Raw genomic sequence first — 21,954 nt, forward strand, 5'->3', positions numbered from 1 at the left:
GCTGGGCGCTCGTCGCCTGCCCGAGCCCCCGGCCGCGGCCCGGCCGGACGAGGTTGTGGTCACGGGCTCCTTCCGACGCGCCGAGACGGTGGACGCGCCGGTGGTCCGGACGCTTCCGCCGCCGGAACAGATCGCCCGGCCGGCGCCGCCGCCGCCGCCGTCGTCCCAGCCGTTCGGTCGGCTCGCCGCGCCGCCCGCGGCCCCCCCGCGGGCCTCCGAGGCCGCGAAGTCGCAGGCCACCATCGAGGAGCTCGTGGTGACCGAGTCGCGGCGCCCCTCGGCCAAGGAGCGGCGTGAGCGGGCTCTGGACTCGCTGGCCGAACGGCTGCGAGCGGCGGCCGCCGCCGGCCGGATCGCCGAAATGGCGCGGCTGCTGGACCAGGGTGTGCCGGTTGACGCGCCGGACGACGACGGGGAGACCGCGCTGATGCTGAGCATCCGGGCCGACCGCCCCGCGGCGGCCGCCCTCCTCGTTCGGCGCGGCGCCAGCCTGGACCACCGGAACGACGCCGGCGAATCCGCGCGCGACCTGGCGACGGAGACGGGCGACGCCGAGCTCAAGCGGGCGCTGCGCCTCGAGCGATGAAGGCCGAGGGCTTGGAGACCTGGCCTAGCATCGGTTCTATGGTGCGAGGCGAACGGCAGGTCGGCGGGGGCAGGTGGATCGGCTCGAGGCGATGCGGGTCATTCTTGCGGTGGTCGACGCCGGCAGCCTGTCGGCCGGCGCCCGCTTGCTGAAGGCGCCGCTGCCTAGCGTCAGCCGCAAGGTCGCCGAGCTGGAGAAGCACCTGGGCGCGAGCCTGCTGGTCCGCACCAGCCGCAACATCCAGCTGACGGACGCCGGCCGCGACTACGTCGAGGCCGCGCGGCGGATCATCGCCGACCTGGACGAGGCTGAGCGGCGCGCGGCGGGCGAGTACAAGACCCCGCGGGGCGAACTGACGGTCACGATGTCGGTCGAGTTCGGCACGCGCCACGTCCTGCCGGTGGTGCTGGGCTTCATGGCGGAATATCCCGAGGTGACCGTGAAGCTCGTCACCGCCGATCGGGCGGTGAACCTGGTCGATGAACACGTGGACGTCGCGGTCCGCCTCGGACACCTTGCCGACAGCGGGCTCTACGCCGTCAAGACCGGTGAGTTTCGCCTGCTCACCTGCGCCAGTCCGGGGTATCTGGAACGCCGCGGAACGCCCGGCCACCCCAGCGAGCTGCCGGACCACGACGGGGTCCTGTTCGGCGACCCGGGCACGTTCTGGGCCTACCGCGTCGACGGCGCGGACGTGATCGCCACGCCGCGGACACGGATCTCGGTCACGACGGCGGCCAGCAACCTCGCGGCGGCGATCGGCGGGGCCGGGATCGCGCGCCTGTTCGACTACCAACTGGCGGACGAAATCCAGACCGGCGCGCTCGTGCGGCTCCTGGCCGAGTACGACGACGCGCCGCGGCCGATCCACCTGGTCTACGCGCGGCAGGGGCCGCTGCCGCTCAAGGTCCGCGCCTTCCTCGACTGGGCGACGCCGCGCCTGCGCGCCGCCTGCGCGGGCTTCGACGCCGCCTGACCCTCGCATCTCTGAGAGGCTGGCTCTCACATTCGCCGCCTACCGACGGGCGGAGGGCGGGCGCAGATGTTGCGCGTCGCCGGACAGCTTCAACCGACCGCTCCGGCGACCCCAGGAGCCACGAAATGTCCGACCTTTCCGTCAACATGCTGGCCGCCGCGCTGCTGCTCGCGGCCACCGCCGCGCCGGCGTACGCCGCCTCCGAGCCCAAGGTCGAGATCGGATACATCGCCGCCGATGCCGACCTCACACTGCGGCGCATGGTCGTCCGCAACCCGGACGCCAAGGGCGTGGTCCTCCTTCTCCACGGCTTCCCCGAGACGCTGCAGACGTGGAACGACGTGTCGCTGGCGCTGGGCGAGGACTTCGAAGTCCACGCCTTCGACTGGCCGGGCTTCGGGCTGTCGTCGCGGCCTGCCGCGGACCGCTTCGCCTATGCGCCCAAGGACTACGCCCGTGTCCTGAAGGCCTACATCGACAAGGCCGGCATCGACCGGTCGAAGCTCACGATCTACGCGACCGACATCGGCGCCCTGCCGGCCCTGTTGCTGGCCCTGGACGAGCCCGATATCGCCCGTTCGATCATCGTGGGCGACTTCGCGCCATTCGACCGGCCCGGCCTCATGCACGAAAGGCTGCAGCGCCTGAAGACGGGCGTGGTGTCCGAAGAGGTCCGCGTCCAGTTGAACCGCGAGCGTGACGATATCCTGGAGAACGCGTTCCGGCGCGGGCTGCCGGCAGAGGCGCAGTTCGAGGTGTCGACGGCGTTCAAGGCCGACATGGCCGCCGGCTGGAACCACGGCGCGATCACCTCGGCCGACGCCTTCTATCACTACTACGCCCACTTCACGCGAGATCAGGACCACCTCGAGGCCAACCTCTCGAAGCTGCGGACGCCCGTGAAGGTCGTCTGGGGCGGCGACGACCTCTACATCGGCAAGGCGATGGGCGCCGAGTTCGCCGCCAGGCTGGGCGCCGAGCTCACCGTGCTGCCCGGCGTCGGCCACTACCCCCACCTCCAGGCTCCGACCCAGACGATCGCGGAGATCCGCGCCTCGGTCCGCTGAACGCTTTCTTCACAAGGAAACTGACAATGACCTCCCCCGACCCCAAGGGCGTCGCCCTGATCACCGGCGCGTCGTCCGGCATCGGCGCCATCTATGCCGACCGCCTGGCCCGCCGCGGCTACGACCTGATCCTGGTCGCCCGCAACCGGGACCGGCTGCAGCAGCTTGCCGGCCGGCTGGCCCACGAGACCGGACGCTCGGTCGAGACCCTGGCCGCCGACCTCGAGGACGCCGCCGACCTGGCGCGCGTGGAAGATCGCCTGCGGACGGACCCCGCCATCACGCTCCTGGTCAACAACGCCGGCGTCGGCGCCGTCGCGCCGCTGCTGGAGTCCGACGTCGACCAGATGACCCGGATGATCTCGCTGAACGCCGTGGCGCTGACGCGGCTGACCTACGCCGCCGTACCGGGCTTCGTAGCGCGGGGCCGGGGCGGCCTGATCAACATCGCCTCGATCGTCGCCCTCTCGCCCGAGACCCTCAACGGCGTGTACGGGGCGAGCAAGGCCTTCGTGCTGGCTTTCAGCCAGTCGCTGCAGCACGAGCTGGCCGACAAGGGCGTCCGCGTGCAGGCCGTGCTGCCCGGCGCCACCTCGACCGCGTTCTGGGACGCGGCCGGCCTGCCGGTCGAGCACCTGCCCAGTGAGTGGGTGATGGACGCCGATGCCATGGTCGATGCGGCGCTCGCGGGGTTCGACCTCGGCGAGGTCGTGACCATCCCGCCGCTGGCGGACGGCGGTGAATGGGACGCCTACGAGGCTGCGCGGCGCGCCATGTCGGACCACCTGTCGGCCTCGGTTCCCGCCGAACGCTACCGGTCGCCGCGGCCTCAGGCCGCCGCGCGGCCGGCCTCCGACCAGGCGAGGATCTTGGCGGGCAGCTCGGCCATGTCGATGGGCTTGGCGACGCAGTCGTCCATGCCGGCGTCGGCGTAGGTCTCGAGCTGGGAGGCCAGCGTGTTGGCGGTCACTGCCAGGATCGGAGCCGCGCCGGCGGGCCCGGGAGGGCGCGGCCGCAACAGTACGGCGCGTCGGTCCGGATCGGATGCGGGTCGCCGTCAGGCCGCGTTGGCGAGGTAGGCGACGGGGTCGCGCATGAAGTCGCGGCCGTCGGCCAGGCAGCCCTGCCAGGCGAAGAGGTGGGTCGAGGCGTCGTCGCGGCTCATCGTCTTGAAGAGGATCGCCGAGTAGAGGATGTGCGGGGCGCCGGCGTTGTCCTGGTAGAGCCGGCACATCACCGACGTCTGGTTGAAGGCGTTGACCTGGGCCGACGTCGCGGGACCCCGCTCCAGGGCTCCGTCCAGCAGCACGGCGCGGCAGGCGCGACCCTGCGGATTGCAGCCGGCGAACTGCATCGAGAACGACGCGGCCGGCGAGCTCACGGCGACGAACACCGCGTCCGCCTCGCGCCGATTGGTCTGCACCTTGGCGCCGGCCTGACCTAGTAGATCCATCAGCGCCTGCGGGTTGGTGGCGTCGAACGGGCCGGTCAGCGGCGCCGCCTTCGCCGGCGGGGCCTTGGCGGGCGGAGCCTTCGCCGCCGGCGCCTTGGTCGCAGGCGCCTTCTGGGCGGGCGCGGCGGCGAGGCAGGCGAGGGCGGCAGGCAGGATCAGGAGGGCGCGGAGCGACATGTCGGACCGCTAACAGACCCGCGATTTCGGCGCGAGCGTGGCCATCCGGTTTCCGTGGCGGCGGACGCGAGGCCTCGCTAAGCTCGCGCCCAGGTTTGGGAGGGCTAACATGGGCATGATCGTCGCCGGCGTCTTTCTGGTGCTGGCTCTGATCGTGGCGTTCGGGGCGATCAAGATCGTGCCGCAGGGCCGCGAGTTCACCGTCGAGCGGTTCGGGCGCTACACGCGCACCCTGAAGCCGGGGATCAGCTTCCTGACGCCGTTCGTCGAGGGCGTGGGCCGCCGGGTGAACATGATGGAGCAGGTCCTGGACGTGCCGCGCCAGGAGGTGATCACCCGCGACAACGTCGGCGTGCAGGTGGACGCGATCGTGTTCATCCAGGTGATGGACGCCGCGGCCGCGGCCTACCGGGTCGACAACCTGAACTACGCCATCCAGCAGCTGGCGATGACCAACCTGCGCACCGTGGTGGGCTCGCTGGAGCTGGACGAGGTGCTGTCGCAGCGCGACGCCATCAACACCCGGCTCCTGAACGTCATCGACGAGGCCACTGGTCCATGGGGCGTGAAGGCCGCCCGCATCGAGATCAAGGACCTGACGCCGCCGCCGGACATCACCAACGCCATGGCCCGGCAGATGAAGGCCGAGCGCGAGCGGCGCGCGGTGATCACCGAGGCCGATGGCGAGAAGTCCGCCGCGATCGCGCGCGCGGAAGGCGCGAAGCAGGCGGCGATCCTGGAAGCCGAAGGCCGCCGCGAGGCCGCGTTCCGCGACGCCGAGGCCCGCGAGCGCGAGGCCGAGGCCGAAGCCAAGGCGACCGAGATGGTGTCGAACGCCATCGCCGCCGGCGACGTCAACGCCATCAACTACTTCGTGGCCCAGAAATACGTGGAGGCGTTCGCCGAGCTGGCCCGCAGCCCGCAGCAGAAGACAGTCATCGTGCCGGCCGAGATGGGCGCCCTGGTGGGCACCGTGGGCGGCATCGGCGAGCTGGTGAAGGCCATCAACGCCGACGGGCCATCGCGCCCGCCCGCCGCAGCCCGTGGCCGAACGGGAGCCTGACATGGACTCGATACTCGGAATCGTCGCCGACCAGCCGTTCTGGGCCTGGGCGGCGCTGGCGGCGGCGCTGCTCGCCGTCGAGGTGGCCACCGGCTCGGGCTGGCTGCTCTGGGCCGCGGCGTCGGCGGCCGTGACCGGGGTGATCGTCGCCCTGCTGGAGCCCACGACCGCCACGGCGATCCTGGCGTTCGCGGCGCTGACCATCGCCTCGACCTTGCTCGCGCGGCGCTACCTTCCGCGGCAGGTCGCGGCGGCGGGCGGCGACATCAACGACAACGTCGCCCGGCTCGTCGGCCACCACGGCGCGGCGGCGCAGGCGTTCATCGGCCGCAACGGCCGCGTCTTCATCGACGGCAAGGAATGGGCCGCCGAGCTCGACGACGGCGAGGCGCTGGAAGCCGGGGCCAGGGTCGAGGTGGTGGGCGTCCAAGGCGCGCGGCTGAAGGTGCGCCGGACCTGACGGAGGCCGCTACGGCGACGCCTGTTGGGGCGGGCCTAAGTCCTTGGAAAGGCGTCACACTTCGGCCCGTTTCGTGAGCCAGCTTGACCCCGCACAGTTCATATCGCTTATAGCGCCAAAACCATGACCCGAGGGTCTTGGCCTGAGGGAAGCAAAAGTCCAGGAGATGACAACGGTGAAGACGCCCAAAGCAATCGGGCTTGTGATGGTGCTGCTGGCGGCGACGCTGACGCCGGCGGCCGCCGTCTCGCAGAAGAAGGGAGCCGCCCCCGCGGTGACCGACGCCGCACGCAAGGCGGGGATGGCCGAGGCGCCTGCTGTCATCACGGCGGCCAGCGTGCCGTGCCAGCTGTCCGACGCCCGCAAGATCGGCGAGGACAAGAAAACCAAGACCAACTACTACGAGGTCGCCTGCGCGCCGGGCGCGATGGGATATGTGCTGCAGGCCCCGGCCGAAGGCGCCCCCACCATCTACAGCTGCATCGAGGCCAACACGCCGCCGGCCCCGGGCCAGCCGCCGTCCGCGCCGTGCCTGCTGCCGGGCAACTCGGACCCGAAGGCCGCGCTGGCGACGATGGTCAAGACCGCCGGCTTCGAGTGCCTGCCCGAGCAAGCGCGCGGCATCGGCCAGACCAAGTCCAACACCTACGTCGAAGTCGCCTGCCAGGGCGGCACGGGCTACATCGTCGTGGCCAGCGTGCCGTTCGACGCCGCGAAGCCCGCCCAGGTGCAGAGCTGCCTGATGTACGACGAGGCCGAGACCAACATTAAGTGCGCGTTCGGCGACAAGGCCGCCCGCATCGCGGTGGTCGACAAGTACGCCGCCCAGGCCAACAACGGCTGCACCGTGAAGGACAAGCGCTTCGTCGGCGTGTCGAAGGACAACTCGACCTTCTTCGAAGCCTCGTGCCAGGACGGCAAGGGCTACATCTACAAGGTCGCCTCCACGGGCGCGCTGACCGAGACCTACGAGTGCGCCAAGGCCACCGCGATCCTGGGCGGCTGCACGCTCACCGACGCGCGCCAGGCCCAGAGCGATCAAGCCGCGCTCTACACCCGCCTCGCCGCGAACGCGGGCGGCAAGTGCGACGTCGAAAAGTACGCGCTGTTCCCGACAAGGAACCCGCGTGAGGAGGTGGTCGAGATGGTCTGCAAGGGCGGCCCCGGCGCCATCGGCATCTTCCCGGCCGGCGCCAAGGGCCAGGTCGTCGACTGCGGCCGCGCCCCGGTGGCGGGCTACAAGTGTTCGCTGGGCACGGACAACACCGGCTACGGCTCGCTGACGGCCGACCTCAAGAAGTTCAACTACAACTCCTGCGAGGTCTCCAACAGCCGCGTGGTCGGCAAGACTGAGAAGGGCACGACCTACGTGGAAGTGGCCTGCGCCGACAAGCTGAAGGGCTATATGATCGAGTACCAGTCCACCCCGACCGTCTCGGCGGTCCAGGCGGTGGGCTGCGCCTTCGCCGGCAACTGCAAGCTGCCCGGCAACACCTAAGGTTCGCCACAGTCTGACGACGAAGGCCCGCGGAGCGATCCACGGGCCTTTTTCGTGGCGGCTCTTGGCAGACGTGGCGGAAGCCTGGAGGTTCTCCCGCGACCCACCCCTTTGGAGCGCCGCGATGCCCGCCTACGTCATCTTCATCAAGAACAGCACCAAGGATGCCGAGGCGCTGAAGGTCTACAGCCAGAAGGCCGGCGCCGCCCGCGGCGACCACAAGATCACCCCGCTCGCCTACTACGGCCCGCTGGAGGTGCTGGAGGGCGACCCGGCCGAGGGCGTGGTGCTGCTGCAGTTCCCCGACACCGCCGCCGCCAAGGCCTGGTACGACAGCCCGGCCTATCAGGAGGCCAAGGAGCATCGGCTGAAGGGCGCGGACTACCGCGTGATCCTGGCGGAAGGGCTGGGGTAGATCTTCCTTTCCAACGACCTACGCCGGCAGGCCAGGAAGCGGACCCGCTGACCGCCCGCGAGGGGTGGGGAGCAGACGTGTGGTGTGCTGTGATTTATTCAGCTGCTGTCGGCGATGCCTAGGCGGTCCTGTTGTTTGGTGGCCCGCCCGCATCGACGCGGGCCTCACGAGAGGCCACCTCTCTCAGGCCCATCCGCGGAGTTGCCGGAAGCACCGTGCACACCAGCAGTGCCAACATGATCGCTAGAGCGATGATGAAGGCGGCCAATTCGCTCGGGGTAGCTACGGCGCGGGTCAGGGAGTCGATCAGGTCCAGGCGCACCAGCATGGCTTTGCTGACCTCGCCGAGGAGGTACGACGCGGCGGCGAACAGATAAGGCCAATTGTTGCGTCGATCCTTAGCGAAGAGGAGCAGCACGATGAGCAGGATAATACCCAGCCCAGTCCTGACCGCCGTTTCGAAGCGGTAGAAAGTCTCCGGACCCTCAATGCGGAAAGGCGGGGCAAATGCGATCAACGTGAAGAATAGGGCCGGGCCGAGGAAAAGAATGAGCGTGCTGGAGAGCAAAGCGCCATGCAGTTTTCTCCGCTTCTTGAGCGCGAAAGCCATGAACAGGATCAGCGCTAGCCAGAGGGTGCCGAGAACATTCTGGACGATGAGAAAGTCTTCCTCGCCCGAGGCGAGGGCAGAACGGGCGCTGTGCACCGTGAGCAGGGCCGCCGATGCCGCCAGCAGTGGCCCGGCAAACAAGACGGCAAGGCCAAGTCGGCGGTGGCTCGCCCATTCGCCGCGCACCAGAAGCGAGATCTGGGCAAGCAGCAGCCCCATCCAGCCGAAGATGGTGCCCACGTGTAGGTAATGGTGCGGCTGCGGATCCGCCCTGGGCCCTGCATAGATGTCCCAAAAGCCCAGCACGCCCACGACCGTGGTGAACAGGACGAGCAGCAACTCCGCTGCATATGGTTTGTAACGTCCCATTCCTTTGCCCCCGGAATGGCTGTTCCGTTCTCGACGGCAACGATCGCAGGGTGTCGCACGGGGATGGAACACCCGCAAGCAAACGTCCCGCTTGATCGTGCAGCGGACGCTCCGAACGTCGGCAAGGGGTCGGAAGCCGTCTTCGTGCTCCCGCCCGGCGGACCTTCCCTGACGAGCCTGACGGCGGACGCCGCCGACGTCTGAGAAAGATGGAAAGCGGCCCTCCTGGATGCCAGGGCGCACGCCCCAGACGCCTGGAATTCACGAGGTCTGACAGGCCCGCGTTCACCTCCTTGCTTAACAGACGCTTCGGCACGACGGCCTAGCCTGTCCGCCATGATGCACGTGATGGCGCCCGCGGTGCTCGACGACCGGTTCCTGTCTGTCTTGAGGCGCGATCTGCAGCAATGGCCCCTGCGGATGGCGCTCGCGGCCGGCATGGGCGTGCTGCTGGCGGCACATGCGGACTGGCGCGTGGCGCTGGGCTGGGTGGCGACCGCCATGGCGTTCGAGGAGGTCCTGCGCCGCGTTAGCGAACCGCTCGTGGCCGACGACGCACCGGCAGCCTTGCCGACGATCGGCGTCCTCGTCCTGCAGTTCCTGATCACCGCGACCTGGAGCGCCGCGGGCGTGATCCTCTGGCTGGCCGGAGGGCCGCTCGGCCAGGCCACCGCCATGAGCTTCTTCGCTGCGCTGCTGTTCCATGTGGCGACGCAGCGCATCGGCTCGCGCCTGCTGCTCATCCCCTCGCTTCCGGCGCTGGCCACACCCCTGTTCGCCGTCGTGCTGTGGCCCCAGGCCGACATCCTGCATCAGGGCGTCCTGCTGATCCTCACCGGACTCGCTGCCGGGCAGGCCGGTCGGATGCTGGTCGCTGGCTGCGCCGTCGCGCCCGGACCATTTCCGGCGCCTCGCCCCGCGCCGGCGCCGCGTCGTCCGTCACCGATCACCGCGGCCGACGGCGACTTGAGCTTCGAGGCCCTGGCCGAGGCGAAAGCTGAGGCCGAGGCGGCCAACCATGCCAAGAGCGCCTTCCTTGCGATCATGAGCCACGAGATCCGCACGCCCTTGAACGGCATACTGGGGATGACCCAGGCGCTCGCCGCCGATCCGGCCCTGAGTCCCGCGCAGCTGGGCCGGCTCACCGTCATCCGGGAGTCGGGCCAGTCGCTGCTGGCGATCCTCAACGACATCCTCGACCTGTCCAAGGTCGAAGCCGGCAAGCTGGAACTGGAGAGCATCGAGTTCGACCTGGCCGACCTGGTCCGCGGGGCGCACGACTCGTTCAGCGCCCTGGCCGCCCAGAAGGGGCTGGATTGCAGGCTCCGCATCGACCCGGCCGCCCGCGGGACCTATCTCGGCGACCCTACGCGGCTTCGCCAGATCCTCTACAACCTGATCTCCAACGCCCTGAAGTTCACGGAGGAGGGCGAGGTCCACATCTCGATCGCGACCGTGCCCGGGGGCCTGCGGATGACCGTGGAGGACACCGGCGCGGGCATCGAGCCGGCGCAGTTGGAGCGGCTCTTCCGCAAGTTCGAGCAGGCCGATCCCTCCTCCACCCGCCGTTACGGCGGCACAGGCCTGGGCCTGGCCATTTGCCGGGACCTGTGCGCCTTGATGGGCGGCGCGATCCACGTCGAGAGCGAGCTCGGCCGCGGCTCGCGCTTCCTGGTCACGCTGCCGCTCGTCAAGGTGCGCGCAGCCGCACCTCAGTCCGTCATCCCGGGGGCCGCTGAGCCGCAGGCGCCCGAGGACGCCGGCGCCCTCAGGGTTCTGGCCGCCGAGGACAACCCCACCAACCAGCAGGTGCTGATGGCGTTGCTCGGACCCGCCGGCGTGGAGGCCACCATGGTGGACGACGGCGAACAGGCGGTGGAGGCCTGGGCCAGCGGCGGCTTCGACCTGATCCTCATGGACATCCAGATGCCGCGAATGGACGGCCTGACCGCCACCCGCACCATCCGCGCCCGAGAGGCTGAGCTCGGCCGGCCGCGCACCCCGATCATCGCCCTGACCGCGAACGCCATGTCGCACCAGGTGGAGGAGTACCTGGCCGCCGGCATGGACGGATTTGTGCCCAAGCCGATCGACCTGCGCGCCCTCTACGAGGCCATTCAGGCCGTGCAGGCCGCGCCTTCCAGGGACGCGAGCTTGGCCGCCATCGGCCGCTGAGCGGCAAAGGAGCCGCCCGTCCTGCTTGAGCACGTACCGACTTCGGCGACGGATCGCGAGCAGACCTAGCCTTCCGCCGTTTCGCGGGGGAGGCAAGGATGCGCCAAAACCTTGACTTTGCGCACCCAATGTTCTACATTTGTTCCAATGACGGCGCCTCCGGTCCTGACGGCGGAACGCATCGACGCCATGTTGTCGGTGATGGCCGAGGTGTGCCTGGAGTCCGTCGTCGAGGCGGGCCAGCGGCAGAAGGCGGCTGAGGACTTCGAGGCCTTCGAACGCGCCGGCCGGACTCTCCAGCGCGCCTGCCGCAACCTGCGCCAGACCATCGCCATGAAGCAGCGGTTCGACCGCGAGGAGGCGCGCAAGGCCGACGACGCCCGCAAGCGCGCCGAGGGCGTCCGCGCCGAGGCCGAGCGCACCAAGCGTGACGCCGTTGGCGTCAAGCGCGGCCGCGTCCTGCGTCATTTCGAGCGCGTCCTCTGGGACGAATACGAGGATGGCGAGGCCCACGACTGGTTCGACGACGTCGAGGGCCGCCTCACCGACCTCTCCGAAGACCCCGACTTCCTCGAGACCCCCATCGACACCCTCATCCAGCGCCTGGCCGACGACATCGGCCTGGGCGACCGCGACGACGAGCCCGAGCCAGAGCCCTCTCCCCCTTGCGGGGAGAGGGTTGGGAGTGGGGGTGTCGACGCTGAGCCCACGGTCGCGCACCCCCACCCCCGGCCCCTCCCCGCAAGGGGGAGGGGAGACGACGCCCCGATCGCCGAGGCGCCGCCACCGGAACCGCTGGCGGAACCGCCGCCCGATCCGTCGCCCGAGCCCCCACCGGAACCCTACATCCCGCCCTGGGAACGCCTGGCCCCCGGCCAGCGCATGCCCGGCGGCACAGGGTATTGAACTCAAAGCTTGTCATCCCGTCTTCGCCTTGGCGAAACCGGGATGACAGCCGTTGGGGATTTCGCAGAGAGCGCGCCGTCGCCTCGCGTTCCGCGCTAGATCTTCGCCTCGATGAACATCGGGCCCTTCTGGGCCATGGCTCCGGCGAAGGCCTTGTCGAAGTCCTCGGCGGTCGAGCAGCTCACGGCCGGGAGGCCCAGGCCCTTGGCGACGGCGACGAAGTCGATGTCGGGGCCGCCCAGGTCGAGCAGCTTCTTGGCCGAGGGGCCCGCCTTGCCGGCGCCGGTCCGTTCCATCTCCACGTTCAGGATCCGGTAGGTGTAGTTCGCGAACACCACGACGGTGATGTCGAGGTTCTCGCGGGCCATCGTCCACAGGGCCTGGATCGTGTACATCGCCGCGCCGTCGCCGTTCAGGCTCAGCACCTTGCGGTCGGGGGCGGCCACCGCAGCGCCGACCGCGAGCGGCAGGCCGATGCCGATGGCGCCGCCGGTCAGGGCCAGCACCTCGTGCGGACGCGCCGCGGCCGTGCCGGCCGCCACGCCAGCGCCGGAGGTCACCGCGTCGTCGCAGATGATCGCGCCTTGCGGCATGTGCCGGCCGATCGCGGCGCCGACGCCATAGGCGGTGAGCTTGCCGGCCGGCGCGGCGTCGGGCAGCGCCAGCGCCTGGGTCGGGCCCTGCTTCGGCGCGCCCAGGGCGTCGGCCAGGGCGGCGAGGCCGGCGACCGAGTCCTCGCCGCGCTCGGAGAGGGTCAAGGTCGCGCAACCCTCGGGGACCAGAACGCTGGGCCGGTTGGGGTAGGCGAAGAAGGCGACCGGCAGGGTCGTGCCGGCGAACACCATGAGGTCGACGCCCTCCAGTTCCTTCAGCGCCATCTCGCCGAAGTACTGCATCTTCTTCGGCATGAAGCCGCCGGCGCCGCGCGGCTGACGGGCGACGAAGGTGTCGGTGTAGACGGTGACGCCGGCGGCCTGGAGGCGGGCGGCTTCCTTCAGCGCTTCGGCGCGGCAGGCCTGGCCGCCCAGCAGGACGACCGGGTTCTTCGCCGCCTTGATGGCGCGGGCGGCGGCGTCGATCGCGTCGCCGGCGGGCGCGGGGCGCACGGGCTTCTGGGCGATCACCACCTCGCCCTCAGCCGGGAGCCAGGCGCTGTCCGCCGGCAGGATCAGACTGACCGGGCCGCCGGGCGGGCCGTAGCTGGCGGCCACGGCCTCGGCGGTGATGCTGGCGACGCTCTCGGGGCTGTCAGCGGACTTCGTCCAGATGGAGTTCGGCTTCACCAGGGTGGCGATGTCGGAGTTCAGCGGCGCGTCGTACTGGCGGTGGTAGGTCGCGTGGTCGCCGATGACGTTGACGATCGGCGTGTAGGCGCGGCGCGCGTTGTGCAGGTTGGCGACGCCGTTGCCGTAGCCCGGGCCCAGGTGCAGCAGGGTGCAGGCCGGCTTGTCGGCGATGCGGCCGTAGCCGTCGGCGGCGCCGGTGGCCACGCCTTCGAACTGGCAGAGCACCGGACGCATGGCCGGCACGCCGTCGAGCGCCGCCACGAACTGCATCTCGGACGTGCCGGGATTGGCGAAGCAGGCGGTGACCTCGTTGGCCACCAGGGTCGTGATCAGGGCGTCGGCGCCGTTCATGCGAACTCCAGGACGTCGGAGGGAGTGGGATCGGCGAAGAGCCGCTCGGTGGCTTCGGCCCGCAGGGTGCGGGCGATGCTCTGGGCGATGTAGCCCTTGTCGGTGATCTCGCCCGCGTTGGCGTCGGGCGCGTCGGGCAGGACGAGGGCGCGGGCCACGCGGCCGCCGGCGCTCTTGGCGCGGGCGTTGAAGGCGGTGACCCCGGCGCGCACCGCGTCCGCGATGGCCGCCCGGTCCATCGTGGGGTTCGGATAGAAGAGCAGGCCGATCCGGTCGCGGTTCTCGCCGCAGACCACGGCGTCGGTGACCGCGCCGCCGACGGCGCCCAGGACGCCCAGGCGCAGGTCGCTGACCACGACGAACGTCCCGGTGACCAGCTTGAAGTTCTCGGAGATGCGGCCGTCGAAGACGAGGCCGGCGGAGGGATCGGCGGGGTCTGCGAGGCGGGCGGCGTCGCCCAGCCGGTAGTAGCCCTGGTCGTCGAAGGCCGCCGCCGACAGCTCGGGCTGGCCCAGGTAGCCGGGCGAAACCTGCGGGCCCTTCACCCGAAACTCCAGCTTGCCGTGCTCGGGCAGCAGCCGCACCGACGTGCCCGGCAACGGCAGGCCCATCAGCCCCATGCGCGCGTTCGGCCAGTGGACGTTGGAGGCGGTGGGGCCGGTTTCCGTGGCGCCATAGCCCGAGCCGAACGAGATGCGCTCGCCCACCGTGCGGACCGCGACGGCCTGGATGCGGTCGCCATAGGCCTGGCTGAGCGCCGCCCCGCCGTACTGCAAGAGGCGCACGCGGGAGAAGAAGGCGCGGGCGAGGTCGTCGTCCCGCTCCAACTCCTCGGCGAACAGCATCCAGGCGGCCGGGACCATGTTCTGGTAGGTGGGCGACACCTCGCGCAGGTTGCGCACCGTCTCGCCGAACCGTGCGGCGGTCGGCTGGCCGGCGTCGATGTAGAGCGAGCCGCCGCGGTGCGCCGAGTAGTGCAGGATCGCGTTGGCCCCCAGGCTGTGGCTCCAGGGCGCCGAGTGCACCATGATGGGCGGGTCGGGATCGTCGAAGCAGGCGGTGATCTGGGCGGCGTTGGTGCTCATGCCGCGGTGGGTGTTGATCACCGCCTTGGGCAGGCCGGTCGAACCCGAGGTCAGCAGGTACTTGGCGTGCTGGTCGGGTGTGGCCGTCGGCAGGGCCGGGGCGGCGGCGTAGAGGCGCTCGAGCGTGACGTCGCCCGGCCGGGCGTTGGCGGCGGCGATCACCGGCAGGCCGGCCAGGACCTCGGCGGCCAGGCCATCGGCGAACAGGGCGGCGTCCTCGGTGAACACGGCGGCGGGGTTCAGCGCCTGGCAAGCGTGGGCCAGCCGGGTCAGGTTCGCGCCGGGCAGGCCGTACTGCGGCGAGACCGGCGCCACGGGCATGCCCTGGCCCATGGCGGCATAGGCGATCAGCGCGTGCTCGATGTGGTTGCGCGCCAGGATCAGCAGCGGCCGGTCGCCGACGACGCCCAGCTCGCGCAGGCCGCCGGCCAGGGCCGCGATCCGCTGCCAGGCCTCGCCGAAGGTGACGGCGCGCCAGCCCTCGCCGGACCGCTCGGCCAACCAGATGCGGTCGGGCGCGGCCTGGGCCCAGTGGGCGAGTGCGGCGGTGGTCGTCTCGAACTCGCGCGAGTACGGCGTCGGGTTGGTCAGCACCATCTCGCCGCCGGCGCGGTGCTCGACCTCGAGGCGGCGCGGCGCATAGCGGGGATCGCGGAACGGGGCGTTGGCGACGGAAAGCTCGGCGTCCATGGGCCGACCGTTACGGGCGCGGCCGCCGAAAGGGAAGCCCGCCCGCGCGGAAACGCGGCGCGCGCGGGTTCCGTGAAGCGGCCTAGAAGCCGGCGAGCAGCAGGGGGCCGAGGGTCGGGATCGCCAGGACGATGGCGCCACCGAAGGTCACGAGGGCAAGGGCGACGTTCATGGGGAAACTCCGTTGTCGCCCGTTCAAATAGAGGCTCGATCGCGCCGCGGCACTGCCCATTTTCGCATAGGTGTTCTGCTGTTTCGGCAGAAGTGCGCGGCTGTTGGTTGACGCATCGGCATCGCGCTAGGAGGGCTTCGACGCCTTTCCGAGCATCGCATGACACCGCCGGCCATGACCTACGACGAGGTGGTCCTCGGGCGCCGAAGCATCCGTGGCTTCAAGCAGGAGCCGGTGCCGAAGGCGGTGATCAGGGACGTGATCGCCATGGCGATGCGGGCGCCGTCGTCGCTGAACACCCAGCCCTGGAACCTCTACGTGGTGTCGGGCGAGCCGCTGGACCGGATCCGGGCCGGCAACACCGAGCGCAACCTGGCGGGCGTGCCCGACAGCCGCGAGTTCCGCAGCCACGGCGGCTACGAGGGCGCGCACCGCGAGCGGCAGATCGAGATCGCCAAGCAGCTGTTCGGCGGCATGGGCATCGCCCGCGACGACAAGCCGGCGCGGCAGGACTGGGTGCTGCGCGGCTTCCGCCAGTTCGACGCGCCGGTGTCGGTGGTGGTGACCTACGACCGCGCGATCCACGGCGGAAGCACGCGGAAAGACGCGGACCGAGACGCTGTGCATCCGCGCCTGTCCGCGTGCTTCCGCGGGCAAATCGACTGGGCCTGCGGCGCGCTACTCCGCCGCGCGGACCAGCATCTTGCCGGCGTTCTTGCCCTCGAACAGGCCGACCAGGGCCTCGGGGGCGCGCTCGAAGCCGTCGAGGATGGTCTCCTGGTACTTGATCTGGCCCGATTTCAGCCAGCCGGTCATGTCGGTCTGGAACTGGGCGTTGAGGTGCGGGAAGTCGCTGGCGACGAAGCCCTCCATGCGCACGCGGCTGTAGATCATGCTGGAGAGGTTCTTCACGCCCGCGCGCTCGCCGTTGTACGTGGAAATCATCCCGCAGACCGGGATGCGGCCGCGGACGTTCATGCGGGGGAGGACCGCGTCGAGCTGCTCGCCGCCCACGTTCTCGAAATAGACATCGATGCCGTTCGGCATGGCCTCGCGCAGCGCGCTCGCCAGGGGCTGCTTGTGGTAGTTGATGACGGCGTCGAGGCCGGCCACGTCGCGCAGCCAGGCGGCCTTGTCGTCCGAGCCGGTGGAGCCGGCCACGCGGCAGCCCTTGATCTTGGCGATCTGGGCCACGACCGAGCCCACCGCGCCGCCGGCCGTGGAGACGAACACCTGCTCGCCGTCCTTCAGCGCGCCCACCTCGAGCAGGCCGCCGTAGGCCGTGATCCCGGTGCCGCCGAGGGCATGCATGTAGACGCTGAGCGGCAGGGCCGGGTCGGGGGTGAGTTTCTGCAGGCCGCGGCCGTCGGAGACGAAGCGCTCCTGCATGCCGCTGAAGTGGCGGACGAGGTCGCCTTCCTTGAAGTCGGCGTGGCGGGACTGGACGACGCGGGCGATGCCGCTGCCCAGCATGGGCGCGTCGAGCGGCTGGTCGGCGTCGAGGCGCGGCCGCATGTAGGGATCGACCGACACGAACAGCGCCTGCAGCTGCACCTGGCCCTCGGCGGCGTCGGGGGTCTCGACCGGCACGACGGCGAAGTCGTCGGCGCGGGGCATGCCCTGCGGACGGCGGACGAGATGGATCTGGCGGGACTGGGTCATGCGGCGCTCGCGGATGTGGGGGTTCGCGGGCGGTCGTAGCACGGGCAGCGCAGCCGCGGGGAGGGCCGCTGCATGGACGGCCCTCCGGGGAAGATCGCCTCAGTGGCTGTGGGCTGCGGCCGGCACGTTGAACGTGACCGCCTGGCCGGCGATGACCTTGTGGGCCGGGTCGGCGAGCTCGATCAGCACCTTGTGCGACCCGGGCGGCAGGCCGACCACGACGATGGTGTTGTTGGCGCCGGCGTCGGCCCAGTGCCAGGGCAGGTCGTCGACGGTGACGTGCAGGTGGCCGGCGCGCGGGGAGACGTCGACCGCGTCCGCGCCGAACACCGGCAGGATGCGGAAGTTCTCGGTGCGGTAGGGGATGAGGACGGCGCCGGCCGCGAGGCGCTCGGGAATCGGCGGGTCGACGATCAGCTTCGCCGGGGCCTCGCTGGCGAGCGGCAGGAACGGCGTGCGCGCGACCTCGGCGACGGCGGCCGGGGCCAGGGCGCTGGCCGCCAGGGCGACGGCGAGCGGGGCGAGGGTCTTCAGGAAACGGGTCATGCGGGTTCTCTTCGGGGAAGGGGCGGATGGCGGCCGGCGGGGAGGCCGGCCGCCTTCGCGGGGTCAGATGAGGTTTGTCTCGACGGCGATGTTGCCGCGGACGGCCTTCGAGTACGGGCAGATCTCGTGGGCTGCGTGGATCACGGTTTCGGCCACATCGCGGTCCAGGCCCGGCAGGCCGACGTCGAGGCGGGCCGCCAGGACGTAGGCGCCGCCGTCGAGGTTCAGGTCGATGCGGGCGTCGACGAAGCGGTCTTCGGGGAGCGTGATCTTGCGCTGGGCGGCGACGATCTCGATGGCGCCCTGGTAGCAGGCCGACCAGGCGGCGCCGAAGAGGTTCTCGGCGGCCGGGTGCGGCTGGCTGAGCTTGAGGTCCAGGAAGCCGTCGCTGCTGACGGCGGCGCCGTTCGCGCCGGGGGTGTTGTGGGTCGTTCCGGAGAAGACGGTCTTGGCGGTCATGGGGAGGTCCTTCGATTGTGCATCGTAGCCGAATTAATCGGTAGCGAGCGATATAGCTGGCGCATCCGACCGAATCAAGGCCTTCCGATTTAATCGGATACGATTTATATGTGTGGCGAACGATCACCCCTGCGTGAGAACCGCCGCCATGCCGTCAAAGCCTGATCCCGACGCGACCGCCGCCAAGCTGGGCGACTTCCTCTGCTTTGCGATCTACACCGCCAACCTAGCGTACGGGCGGGCCTACAAGCCCGTGCTCGAGGCGCTGGGGCTGACCTCGTACACCCAGTTCATCGCCGTCGTGGCGCTCTTCGAGGAAGACGATCAGACCGTCCATGGCCTGGGCGAGAAGCTGTTTCTGGAGTCGAACACACTGACCCCGATCCTGAAGAAGCTGGAGGCCCTGGGTCTGGTCAGCCGCCAGCGCGACCTGGCCGACGAGCGCGTGGTGCGGGTCAGTCTTACCGCCCAGGGGCGCAAGCTGCGCGAGCGCGCCTATGACCTCAGCCTGAGGGACGCCTCGGGCTTGGGCGACGATTTCTCCAAGGTGCAGCAGGCCGTGGTGGCGCTGCGCGACAACCTGTTGGGCGCGGTGCGCGAGGGGCGGCTGCCGGGGGGGCAGGGGGCTTAGCCGCCCGAGTTTTGTGCGCCGCACAATCAGGCGGCGCCCACGCGTTGAGCAAAGCGAGGGCGTAGCGGCGGTTTCCGTCGCGCTGCAGCATCAAGTCATTGCCGGCCGGGCGACGCGGGCGGATCGTCCGGTCGAACCCGCGGGGCAATGACGTCCAGCGGGCGGCCGACAGGCCGAACGGGCGCTGCGAGAGCGCCGGCGTTTCACGGACACCGACGTCCGCACGGGGCTCCTCACCCCGCGCGGACGTTTTTCGTTTTCGGGGGATAGACATGCAGAGACTGAAGAGGGCGCTGGCCATGGCCAGCGCCGCAGGGACGGTGCTGGCCTGCGCCGGGGCCGCCGCCGCCCAGGAGGTGACGCCCGACGCGGCGCAAGCCACGGCGCCGCCGGCCAGCGACGACATCGCTGCGGCCGAGGCGCCCGCCGAGCCTGAAACGGTCGCGGAGCCGGCGCCCGCCGCGCCGCCGGAACCCACGCCTGCGCCGACGATCAGCGACGCGATCGCCGGCGGCAAGCTGCTGTTCGAAGTGCGCGCGCGCTACGAGTTCGTCGACCAGAAGCGGACCGCGGTGCTCACCGAGAACGGCGAGGCCTTCACCGCCCGCACCCGCCTGGGCTGGGAGACGGGCGACTGGAACGGCCTGAAGGGCCTGGTCGAGTTCGAGGACGTCCGCCAGATCGGGCCCGAGCACTTCCAGGTGCAGGTTCCCGGCGCGACCACGCCGCCGCTGAACGGCGCGGCCAAGGCGAAGTATCCGATCATCAACGATCCTGACGTCACCGAGCTGAACCGACTGCAGCTCACCTGGACGCCGAACGCCATGGCGCAGGTCACCGTCGGCCGCCAGCGCATCCTGATCGACGACCAGCGCTTCATCGGCAACGTCGGCTGGCGGCAGGACGAACAGACGTTCGACGCGGCGCGGGCCGATCTGGCTTACGGCCGCTTCAAGCTGTTCTACGCCTATGTCAGCCACGTGAACCGCATCCTGGGCGAAGCGCGGGACTGGGACTCGGATACCCACCTGGCCCAGCTCACCTGGTCGCCGGCCGAGCAACTCAGGCTGCAGGGCTTCGTCTACGCGCTGGACTTCGGCAACTCGCCCGCCAACTCGTCGATCACCAAGGGGATCAAGGCCTCGGGCAAGAGGTGGATCGGGCTCTACCAGCTCGCCTACAACGCCACCTACGCCCACCAGTCCGACTACAACGGCAACACGCCCGACTACGACCTCGACTATTGGGCCGTGGACCTCGCCGGGACCTTCGACATCTACACGGCCAAGGTCTCGTTCGAGTCCCTGGAGGGCAATGGGACCCGTGGGTTCACGACCCCACTCGCCACGGTCCACGCCTTCCAGGGATGGTCGGACGCCTTCGTGCAGCCGTTGGGCGGCAACAAGGGCTTCGTCGACGGCATCGAGGACCTGAACTTCACCCTCAACGTGAAGCCCAGGTGGAAATGGACCTACCTGTTCAACCTCGACGTCCTGGTGCGCTACCACGACTTCTGGGCCGAGCGGACGGGCGCGCACCTGGGCCACGAGTGGAACGCCCAGGTCGTCGGGACCATCAACCCAAAGCTCAGCGCGGCGATCAAGTACGCCGACTTCGAACGCGACACCCGCGTCCCCGTGGGCACAGCCGCGCCCCCGCCCAGCCGGACGAAGGTCTGGTTCACCCTCGAATACAAGCTCTGAGGAACGCCGCACATGACTGCGAACTCGAACGCCATGACCCGCCGCGGCGCGCTGACCGCCGCCGCCGCGACCCTCGCCGCCGCCAAGGCCGCCCTGCCGTCCGGCGCCTTCGCCGCCGGGCCGGGGCCCGAGACGGCCAAGGCCCGGTTGGGCTTCATCGCCCTGACCGACGCCTCACCGCTGATCATCGCCAAGGAGCGCGGCCTCTTCGCCAAGTATGGCATGCCCGACGTGGAGGTGCTCAAGCAGGCCTCCTGGGGCGGCACCCGCGACAACCTGGCCCTCGGGTCGGGTGGCGGCGGGATCGACGGGGCGCACATCCTCACGCCCATGCCCTACCAGTTCACTGCGGGCGTCAACATCGGCAAGCCTGTGCCGATGAGCATCCTGGCCCGCCTCAATACCAACGGCCAGGGCATCAGCGTCGGCAACGACCTGAAGGCCGTGAAGGTGGGCCTGAACTCGGCGGGCGCGAAGGCGAAGTTCGCGCAGATGAAGGCCGCCGGGAACATCGCCAAGGTGGCCCAGACGTTCCGGGGCGGCACGCACGACCTTTGGGTCCGCTACTGGCTGGCGGCGGGCGGGATCAATCCCGACGTCGACGTCTCGACCATCGTGATCCCACCGCCGCAGATGGTGGCCAACATGAAGGCCGGTACGCAGGACGCGTTCTGCGTCGGCGAGCCATGGAACGGCCAGTTGGTGAACCAGCGAGTGGGCTACACGGCCTGCCTCACGTCCGAGATCTGGATGAACCACCCGGAGAAGTGCCTCGGTATGCGCGCCGACTGGGTGGCGCGCCACCCGCGCGCGGCCCAGGCCCTGACCATGGCGGTGATGGAAGCCCAGATGTGGTGCGACAAGCAGGCGAACCGGCCGGCGATGTGCTCCGTCGTCTCGGGTCGGCAGTACATCAACGTGCCGATCGGCGACATCCTGCCCCGCCTGCAGGGCACCGTGAACTTCGGCGACGGCCGCACGGTGAAGGGTTCGCCGCACGTGATGAAGTTCTGGGCGGACAACGCCTCGTTCCCCTTCAAGTCGCACGATCTGTGGTTCGTCACCGAGAACGTCCGCTGGGGCGTGCTGCCGCAGTCGACGAACAAGACCGCTCTGGTGAACAAGGTGAACCGCGCCGACATCTGGCGCGCCGCCGCCAAGGCGCTGGGCGTGGCCGCGCCGGCTTCCGACAGCCGCGGCCCCGAGCGGTTCTTCGACGGCAAGGTGTTCGATCCGGCCAACCCGGCTGCATACCTGGCCAGCCAGCCGATCAAGAAGCTCGCCTGAGGAGGGTCCGATGAGCCTGCCCGCCTATTCGGACGACACGCCGCCAGCGTCTGTCGCCAAACCCGCCGCCGAGGTGCTGATCCTGCCGCGCGCCAAGTCCCCCGGGGGCGATCGCGCCATCGCGGGCCTGCGGCGCGTCGCCCACGCGGTGCTGCCGCCGCTGGTGACCCTCGCCGTCATCCTGCTGCTCTGGCAGGGAATGAGCGGGTCGCAGCCTGGCGGCCTGCCGGCCCCGGCCACCATCTGGCTGGAGTCGCGGGAGCTGATCCTCAATCCGTTCTTCGACCGGGGCGGGGTCGACAAGGGCCTGTTCTGGCACGCGCTCAC

Annotated in this window: 20 protein-coding genes and 2 pseudogenes; 15 read left to right on the top strand and 7 right to left on the bottom strand. The window is 70.3% G+C overall.

Features of this window, described 5'->3' with window-relative positions; genetic code table 11:
• The 4 genes from VGD44_RS09655 to VGD44_RS09670 form a co-directional block, all read left to right on the top strand.
• A partial coding sequence (locus VGD44_RS09655; RefSeq protein WP_331086329.1) for an ankyrin repeat domain-containing protein occupies nt 1-586 on the top strand: 586 nt, incomplete at its 5' end.
• 73 nt (nt 587-659) lie between these two features.
• Nucleotides 660-1,562, top strand: coding sequence for a LysR substrate-binding domain-containing protein (locus VGD44_RS09660; RefSeq protein ID WP_331086331.1), 903 nt, complete (start codon nt 660-662; stop codon nt 1,560-1,562).
• A 125-nt stretch (nt 1,563-1,687) separates the two neighbouring features.
• A complete protein-coding gene (locus VGD44_RS09665) occupies nt 1,688-2,629 on the top strand; it encodes an alpha/beta hydrolase (RefSeq protein ID WP_331086333.1) in 942 nt (313 codons plus the stop codon).
• 26 nt (nt 2,630-2,655) lie between these two features.
• A complete protein-coding gene (locus VGD44_RS09670) occupies nt 2,656-3,564 on the top strand; it encodes an SDR family oxidoreductase (protein WP_331086335.1) in 909 nt (302 codons plus the stop codon).
• Nucleotides 3,565-3,686: 122 nt separating this feature from the next.
• Here the strand turns inward: VGD44_RS09670 and VGD44_RS09675 are convergent, their stop codons facing one another.
• Complete coding sequence (locus tag VGD44_RS09675) at nt 3,687-4,259, bottom strand: hypothetical protein (protein WP_331086337.1); 573 nt, start codon at nt 4,257-4,259, stop codon at nt 3,687-3,689.
• A gap of 109 nt (nt 4,260-4,368) precedes the next feature.
• Here VGD44_RS09675 and VGD44_RS09680 point away from each other — a divergent pair, with 109 nt between their 5' ends.
• The 4 genes from VGD44_RS09680 to VGD44_RS09695 all read left to right on the top strand — a co-directional run bounded on the left by VGD44_RS09680 (nt 4,369) and on the right by VGD44_RS09695 (nt 7,695).
• Entirely contained in the window at nt 4,369-5,322 is a 954-nt protein-coding gene (locus tag VGD44_RS09680) for an SPFH domain-containing protein (RefSeq protein WP_331086339.1), read from the top strand.
• A 1-nt stretch (nt 5,323) separates the two neighbouring features.
• Nucleotides 5,324-5,782 carry an NfeD family protein gene (locus tag VGD44_RS09685; RefSeq protein WP_331086341.1) on the top strand — a complete coding sequence of 153 codons (459 nt, stop codon included), beginning with the start codon at nt 5,324-5,326 and terminating at the stop codon, nt 5,780-5,782.
• A 175-nt stretch (nt 5,783-5,957) separates the two neighbouring features.
• Entirely contained in the window at nt 5,958-7,280 is a 1,323-nt protein-coding gene (locus VGD44_RS09690; protein WP_331086343.1) for a hypothetical protein, read from the top strand.
• A gap of 124 nt (nt 7,281-7,404) precedes the next feature.
• Entirely contained in the window at nt 7,405-7,695 is a 291-nt protein-coding gene (locus VGD44_RS09695; RefSeq protein ID WP_331086345.1) for a DUF1330 domain-containing protein, read from the top strand.
• Between the two features lie 118 nt (nt 7,696-7,813).
• Here the strand turns inward: VGD44_RS09695 and VGD44_RS09700 are convergent, their stop codons facing one another.
• Nucleotides 7,814-8,644 (bottom strand): hypothetical protein, encoded by an 831-nt coding sequence (locus VGD44_RS09700; protein WP_331086347.1) that lies wholly within the window; start codon nt 8,642-8,644, stop codon nt 7,814-7,816.
• 378 nt (nt 8,645-9,022) lie between these two features.
• Between VGD44_RS09700 and VGD44_RS09705 the strand changes: the two genes are divergently transcribed.
• Both VGD44_RS09705 and VGD44_RS09710 read left to right on the top strand, forming a co-directional pair.
• Nucleotides 9,023-10,849, top strand: a complete 1,827-nt coding sequence (locus VGD44_RS09705; RefSeq protein ID WP_331086349.1) for an ATP-binding protein — start codon at nt 9,023-9,025, stop codon at nt 10,847-10,849.
• Nucleotides 10,850-10,996: 147 nt separating this feature from the next.
• The gene (locus tag VGD44_RS09710) at nt 10,997-11,755 is read left to right on the top strand and encodes a hypothetical protein (RefSeq protein WP_331086351.1); all 759 of its coding nucleotides are present in this window, start codon (nt 10,997-10,999) and stop codon (nt 11,753-11,755) included.
• Nucleotides 11,756-11,850: 95 nt separating this feature from the next.
• Here VGD44_RS09710 and VGD44_RS09715 read toward each other — a convergent pair whose 3' ends face one another.
• Complete coding sequence (locus VGD44_RS09715; protein WP_331086353.1) at nt 11,851-13,392, bottom strand: acetolactate synthase large subunit; 1,542 nt, start codon at nt 13,390-13,392, stop codon at nt 11,851-11,853.
• Complete coding sequence (locus tag VGD44_RS09720; RefSeq protein ID WP_331086355.1) at nt 13,389-15,167, bottom strand: AMP-binding protein; 1,779 nt, start codon at nt 15,165-15,167, stop codon at nt 13,389-13,391. Before VGD44_RS09720 ends, VGD44_RS09715 begins: the two co-directional genes overlap by 4 nt.
• Nucleotides 15,168-15,513: 346 nt before the next feature.
• On the opposite strand from VGD44_RS09720, the pseudogene VGD44_RS09725 reads away from it, so the two are divergent.
• Nucleotides 15,514-15,921: pseudogene (locus VGD44_RS09725) on the top strand (nitroreductase family protein); the annotation flags it as partial.
• A 96-nt stretch (nt 15,922-16,017) separates the two neighbouring features.
• Here VGD44_RS09725 and VGD44_RS09730 read toward each other — a convergent pair.
• The 3 genes from VGD44_RS09730 to VGD44_RS09740 form a co-directional block, all read right to left on the bottom strand.
• Nucleotides 16,018-17,001: an NADP-dependent oxidoreductase gene (locus tag VGD44_RS09730; protein ID WP_331086357.1), complete on the bottom strand. Its 984-nt coding sequence runs from the start codon at nt 16,999-17,001 to the stop codon at nt 16,018-16,020.
• 99 nt (nt 17,002-17,100) lie between these two features.
• Complete coding sequence (locus VGD44_RS09735) at nt 17,101-17,547, bottom strand: DUF6130 family protein (protein ID WP_331086359.1); 447 nt, start codon at nt 17,545-17,547, stop codon at nt 17,101-17,103.
• A 63-nt stretch (nt 17,548-17,610) separates the two neighbouring features.
• A complete protein-coding gene (locus tag VGD44_RS09740) occupies nt 17,611-18,006 on the bottom strand; it encodes an Ohr family peroxiredoxin (protein WP_331086362.1) in 396 nt (131 codons plus the stop codon).
• Between the two features lie 148 nt (nt 18,007-18,154).
• Here VGD44_RS09740 and VGD44_RS09745 point away from each other — a divergent pair, with 148 nt between their 5' ends.
• The 4 genes and pseudogenes from VGD44_RS09745 to VGD44_RS09760 all read left to right on the top strand — a co-directional run.
• Complete coding sequence (locus tag VGD44_RS09745; protein ID WP_331086364.1) at nt 18,155-18,637, top strand: MarR family transcriptional regulator; 483 nt, start codon at nt 18,155-18,157, stop codon at nt 18,635-18,637.
• Nucleotides 18,638-18,909: 272 nt separating this feature from the next.
• A complete protein-coding gene (locus VGD44_RS09750) occupies nt 18,910-20,340 on the top strand; it encodes an alginate export family protein (protein WP_331086366.1) in 1,431 nt (476 codons plus the stop codon).
• 12 nt (nt 20,341-20,352) lie between these two features.
• Nucleotides 20,353-21,627 (top strand): CmpA/NrtA family ABC transporter substrate-binding protein, encoded by a 1,275-nt coding sequence (locus VGD44_RS09755; RefSeq protein ID WP_331086368.1) that lies wholly within the window; start codon nt 20,353-20,355, stop codon nt 21,625-21,627.
• Between the two features lie 10 nt (nt 21,628-21,637).
• Nucleotides 21,638-21,954: pseudogene (locus tag VGD44_RS09760) on the top strand (nitrate ABC transporter, permease protein); the annotation flags it as partial.

The organism is Phenylobacterium sp. (assembly GCF_036402295.1).
Lineage (GTDB): Bacteria > Pseudomonadota > Alphaproteobacteria > Caulobacterales > Caulobacteraceae > Phenylobacterium.

What these genes read in the sequence shown, in the direction of transcription:
- VGD44_RS09680 (WP_331086339.1), top strand. Translation starts at nt 4,369, where the DNA reads ATGGGCATGATCGTCGCCGGCGTCTTTCTGGTGCTGGCTCTGATCGTG.
- VGD44_RS09755 (WP_331086368.1), top strand. Translation starts at nt 20,353, where the DNA reads ATGACTGCGAACTCGAACGCCATGACCCGCCGCGGCGCGCTGACCGCC.
- VGD44_RS09735 (WP_331086359.1), bottom strand. Translation starts at nt 17,547, where the DNA reads ATGACCCGTTTCCTGAAGACCCTCGCCCCGCTCGCCGTCGCCCTGGCG.
- VGD44_RS09685 (WP_331086341.1), top strand. Translation starts at nt 5,324, where the DNA reads ATGGACTCGATACTCGGAATCGTCGCCGACCAGCCGTTCTGGGCCTGG.
- VGD44_RS09665 (WP_331086333.1), top strand. Translation starts at nt 1,688, where the DNA reads ATGTCCGACCTTTCCGTCAACATGCTGGCCGCCGCGCTGCTGCTCGCG.
- VGD44_RS09730 (WP_331086357.1), bottom strand. Translation starts at nt 17,001, where the DNA reads ATGACCCAGTCCCGCCAGATCCATCTCGTCCGCCGTCCGCAGGGCATG.
- VGD44_RS09720 (WP_331086355.1), bottom strand. Translation starts at nt 15,167, where the DNA reads ATGGACGCCGAGCTTTCCGTCGCCAACGCCCCGTTCCGCGATCCCCGC.
- VGD44_RS09710 (WP_331086351.1), top strand. Translation starts at nt 10,997, where the DNA reads ATGACGGCGCCTCCGGTCCTGACGGCGGAACGCATCGACGCCATGTTG.
- VGD44_RS09715 (WP_331086353.1), bottom strand. Translation starts at nt 13,392, where the DNA reads ATGAACGGCGCCGACGCCCTGATCACGACCCTGGTGGCCAACGAGGTC.
- VGD44_RS09745 (WP_331086364.1), top strand. Translation starts at nt 18,155, where the DNA reads ATGCCGTCAAAGCCTGATCCCGACGCGACCGCCGCCAAGCTGGGCGAC.
- VGD44_RS09705 (WP_331086349.1), top strand. Translation starts at nt 9,023, where the DNA reads ATGGCGCCCGCGGTGCTCGACGACCGGTTCCTGTCTGTCTTGAGGCGC.
- VGD44_RS09675 (WP_331086337.1), bottom strand. Translation starts at nt 4,259, where the DNA reads ATGTCGCTCCGCGCCCTCCTGATCCTGCCTGCCGCCCTCGCCTGCCTC.
- VGD44_RS09695 (WP_331086345.1), top strand. Translation starts at nt 7,405, where the DNA reads ATGCCCGCCTACGTCATCTTCATCAAGAACAGCACCAAGGATGCCGAG.
- VGD44_RS09740 (WP_331086362.1), bottom strand. Translation starts at nt 18,006, where the DNA reads ATGACCGCCAAGACCGTCTTCTCCGGAACGACCCACAACACCCCCGGC.
- VGD44_RS09750 (WP_331086366.1), top strand. Translation starts at nt 18,910, where the DNA reads ATGCAGAGACTGAAGAGGGCGCTGGCCATGGCCAGCGCCGCAGGGACG.
- VGD44_RS09670 (WP_331086335.1), top strand. Translation starts at nt 2,656, where the DNA reads ATGACCTCCCCCGACCCCAAGGGCGTCGCCCTGATCACCGGCGCGTCG.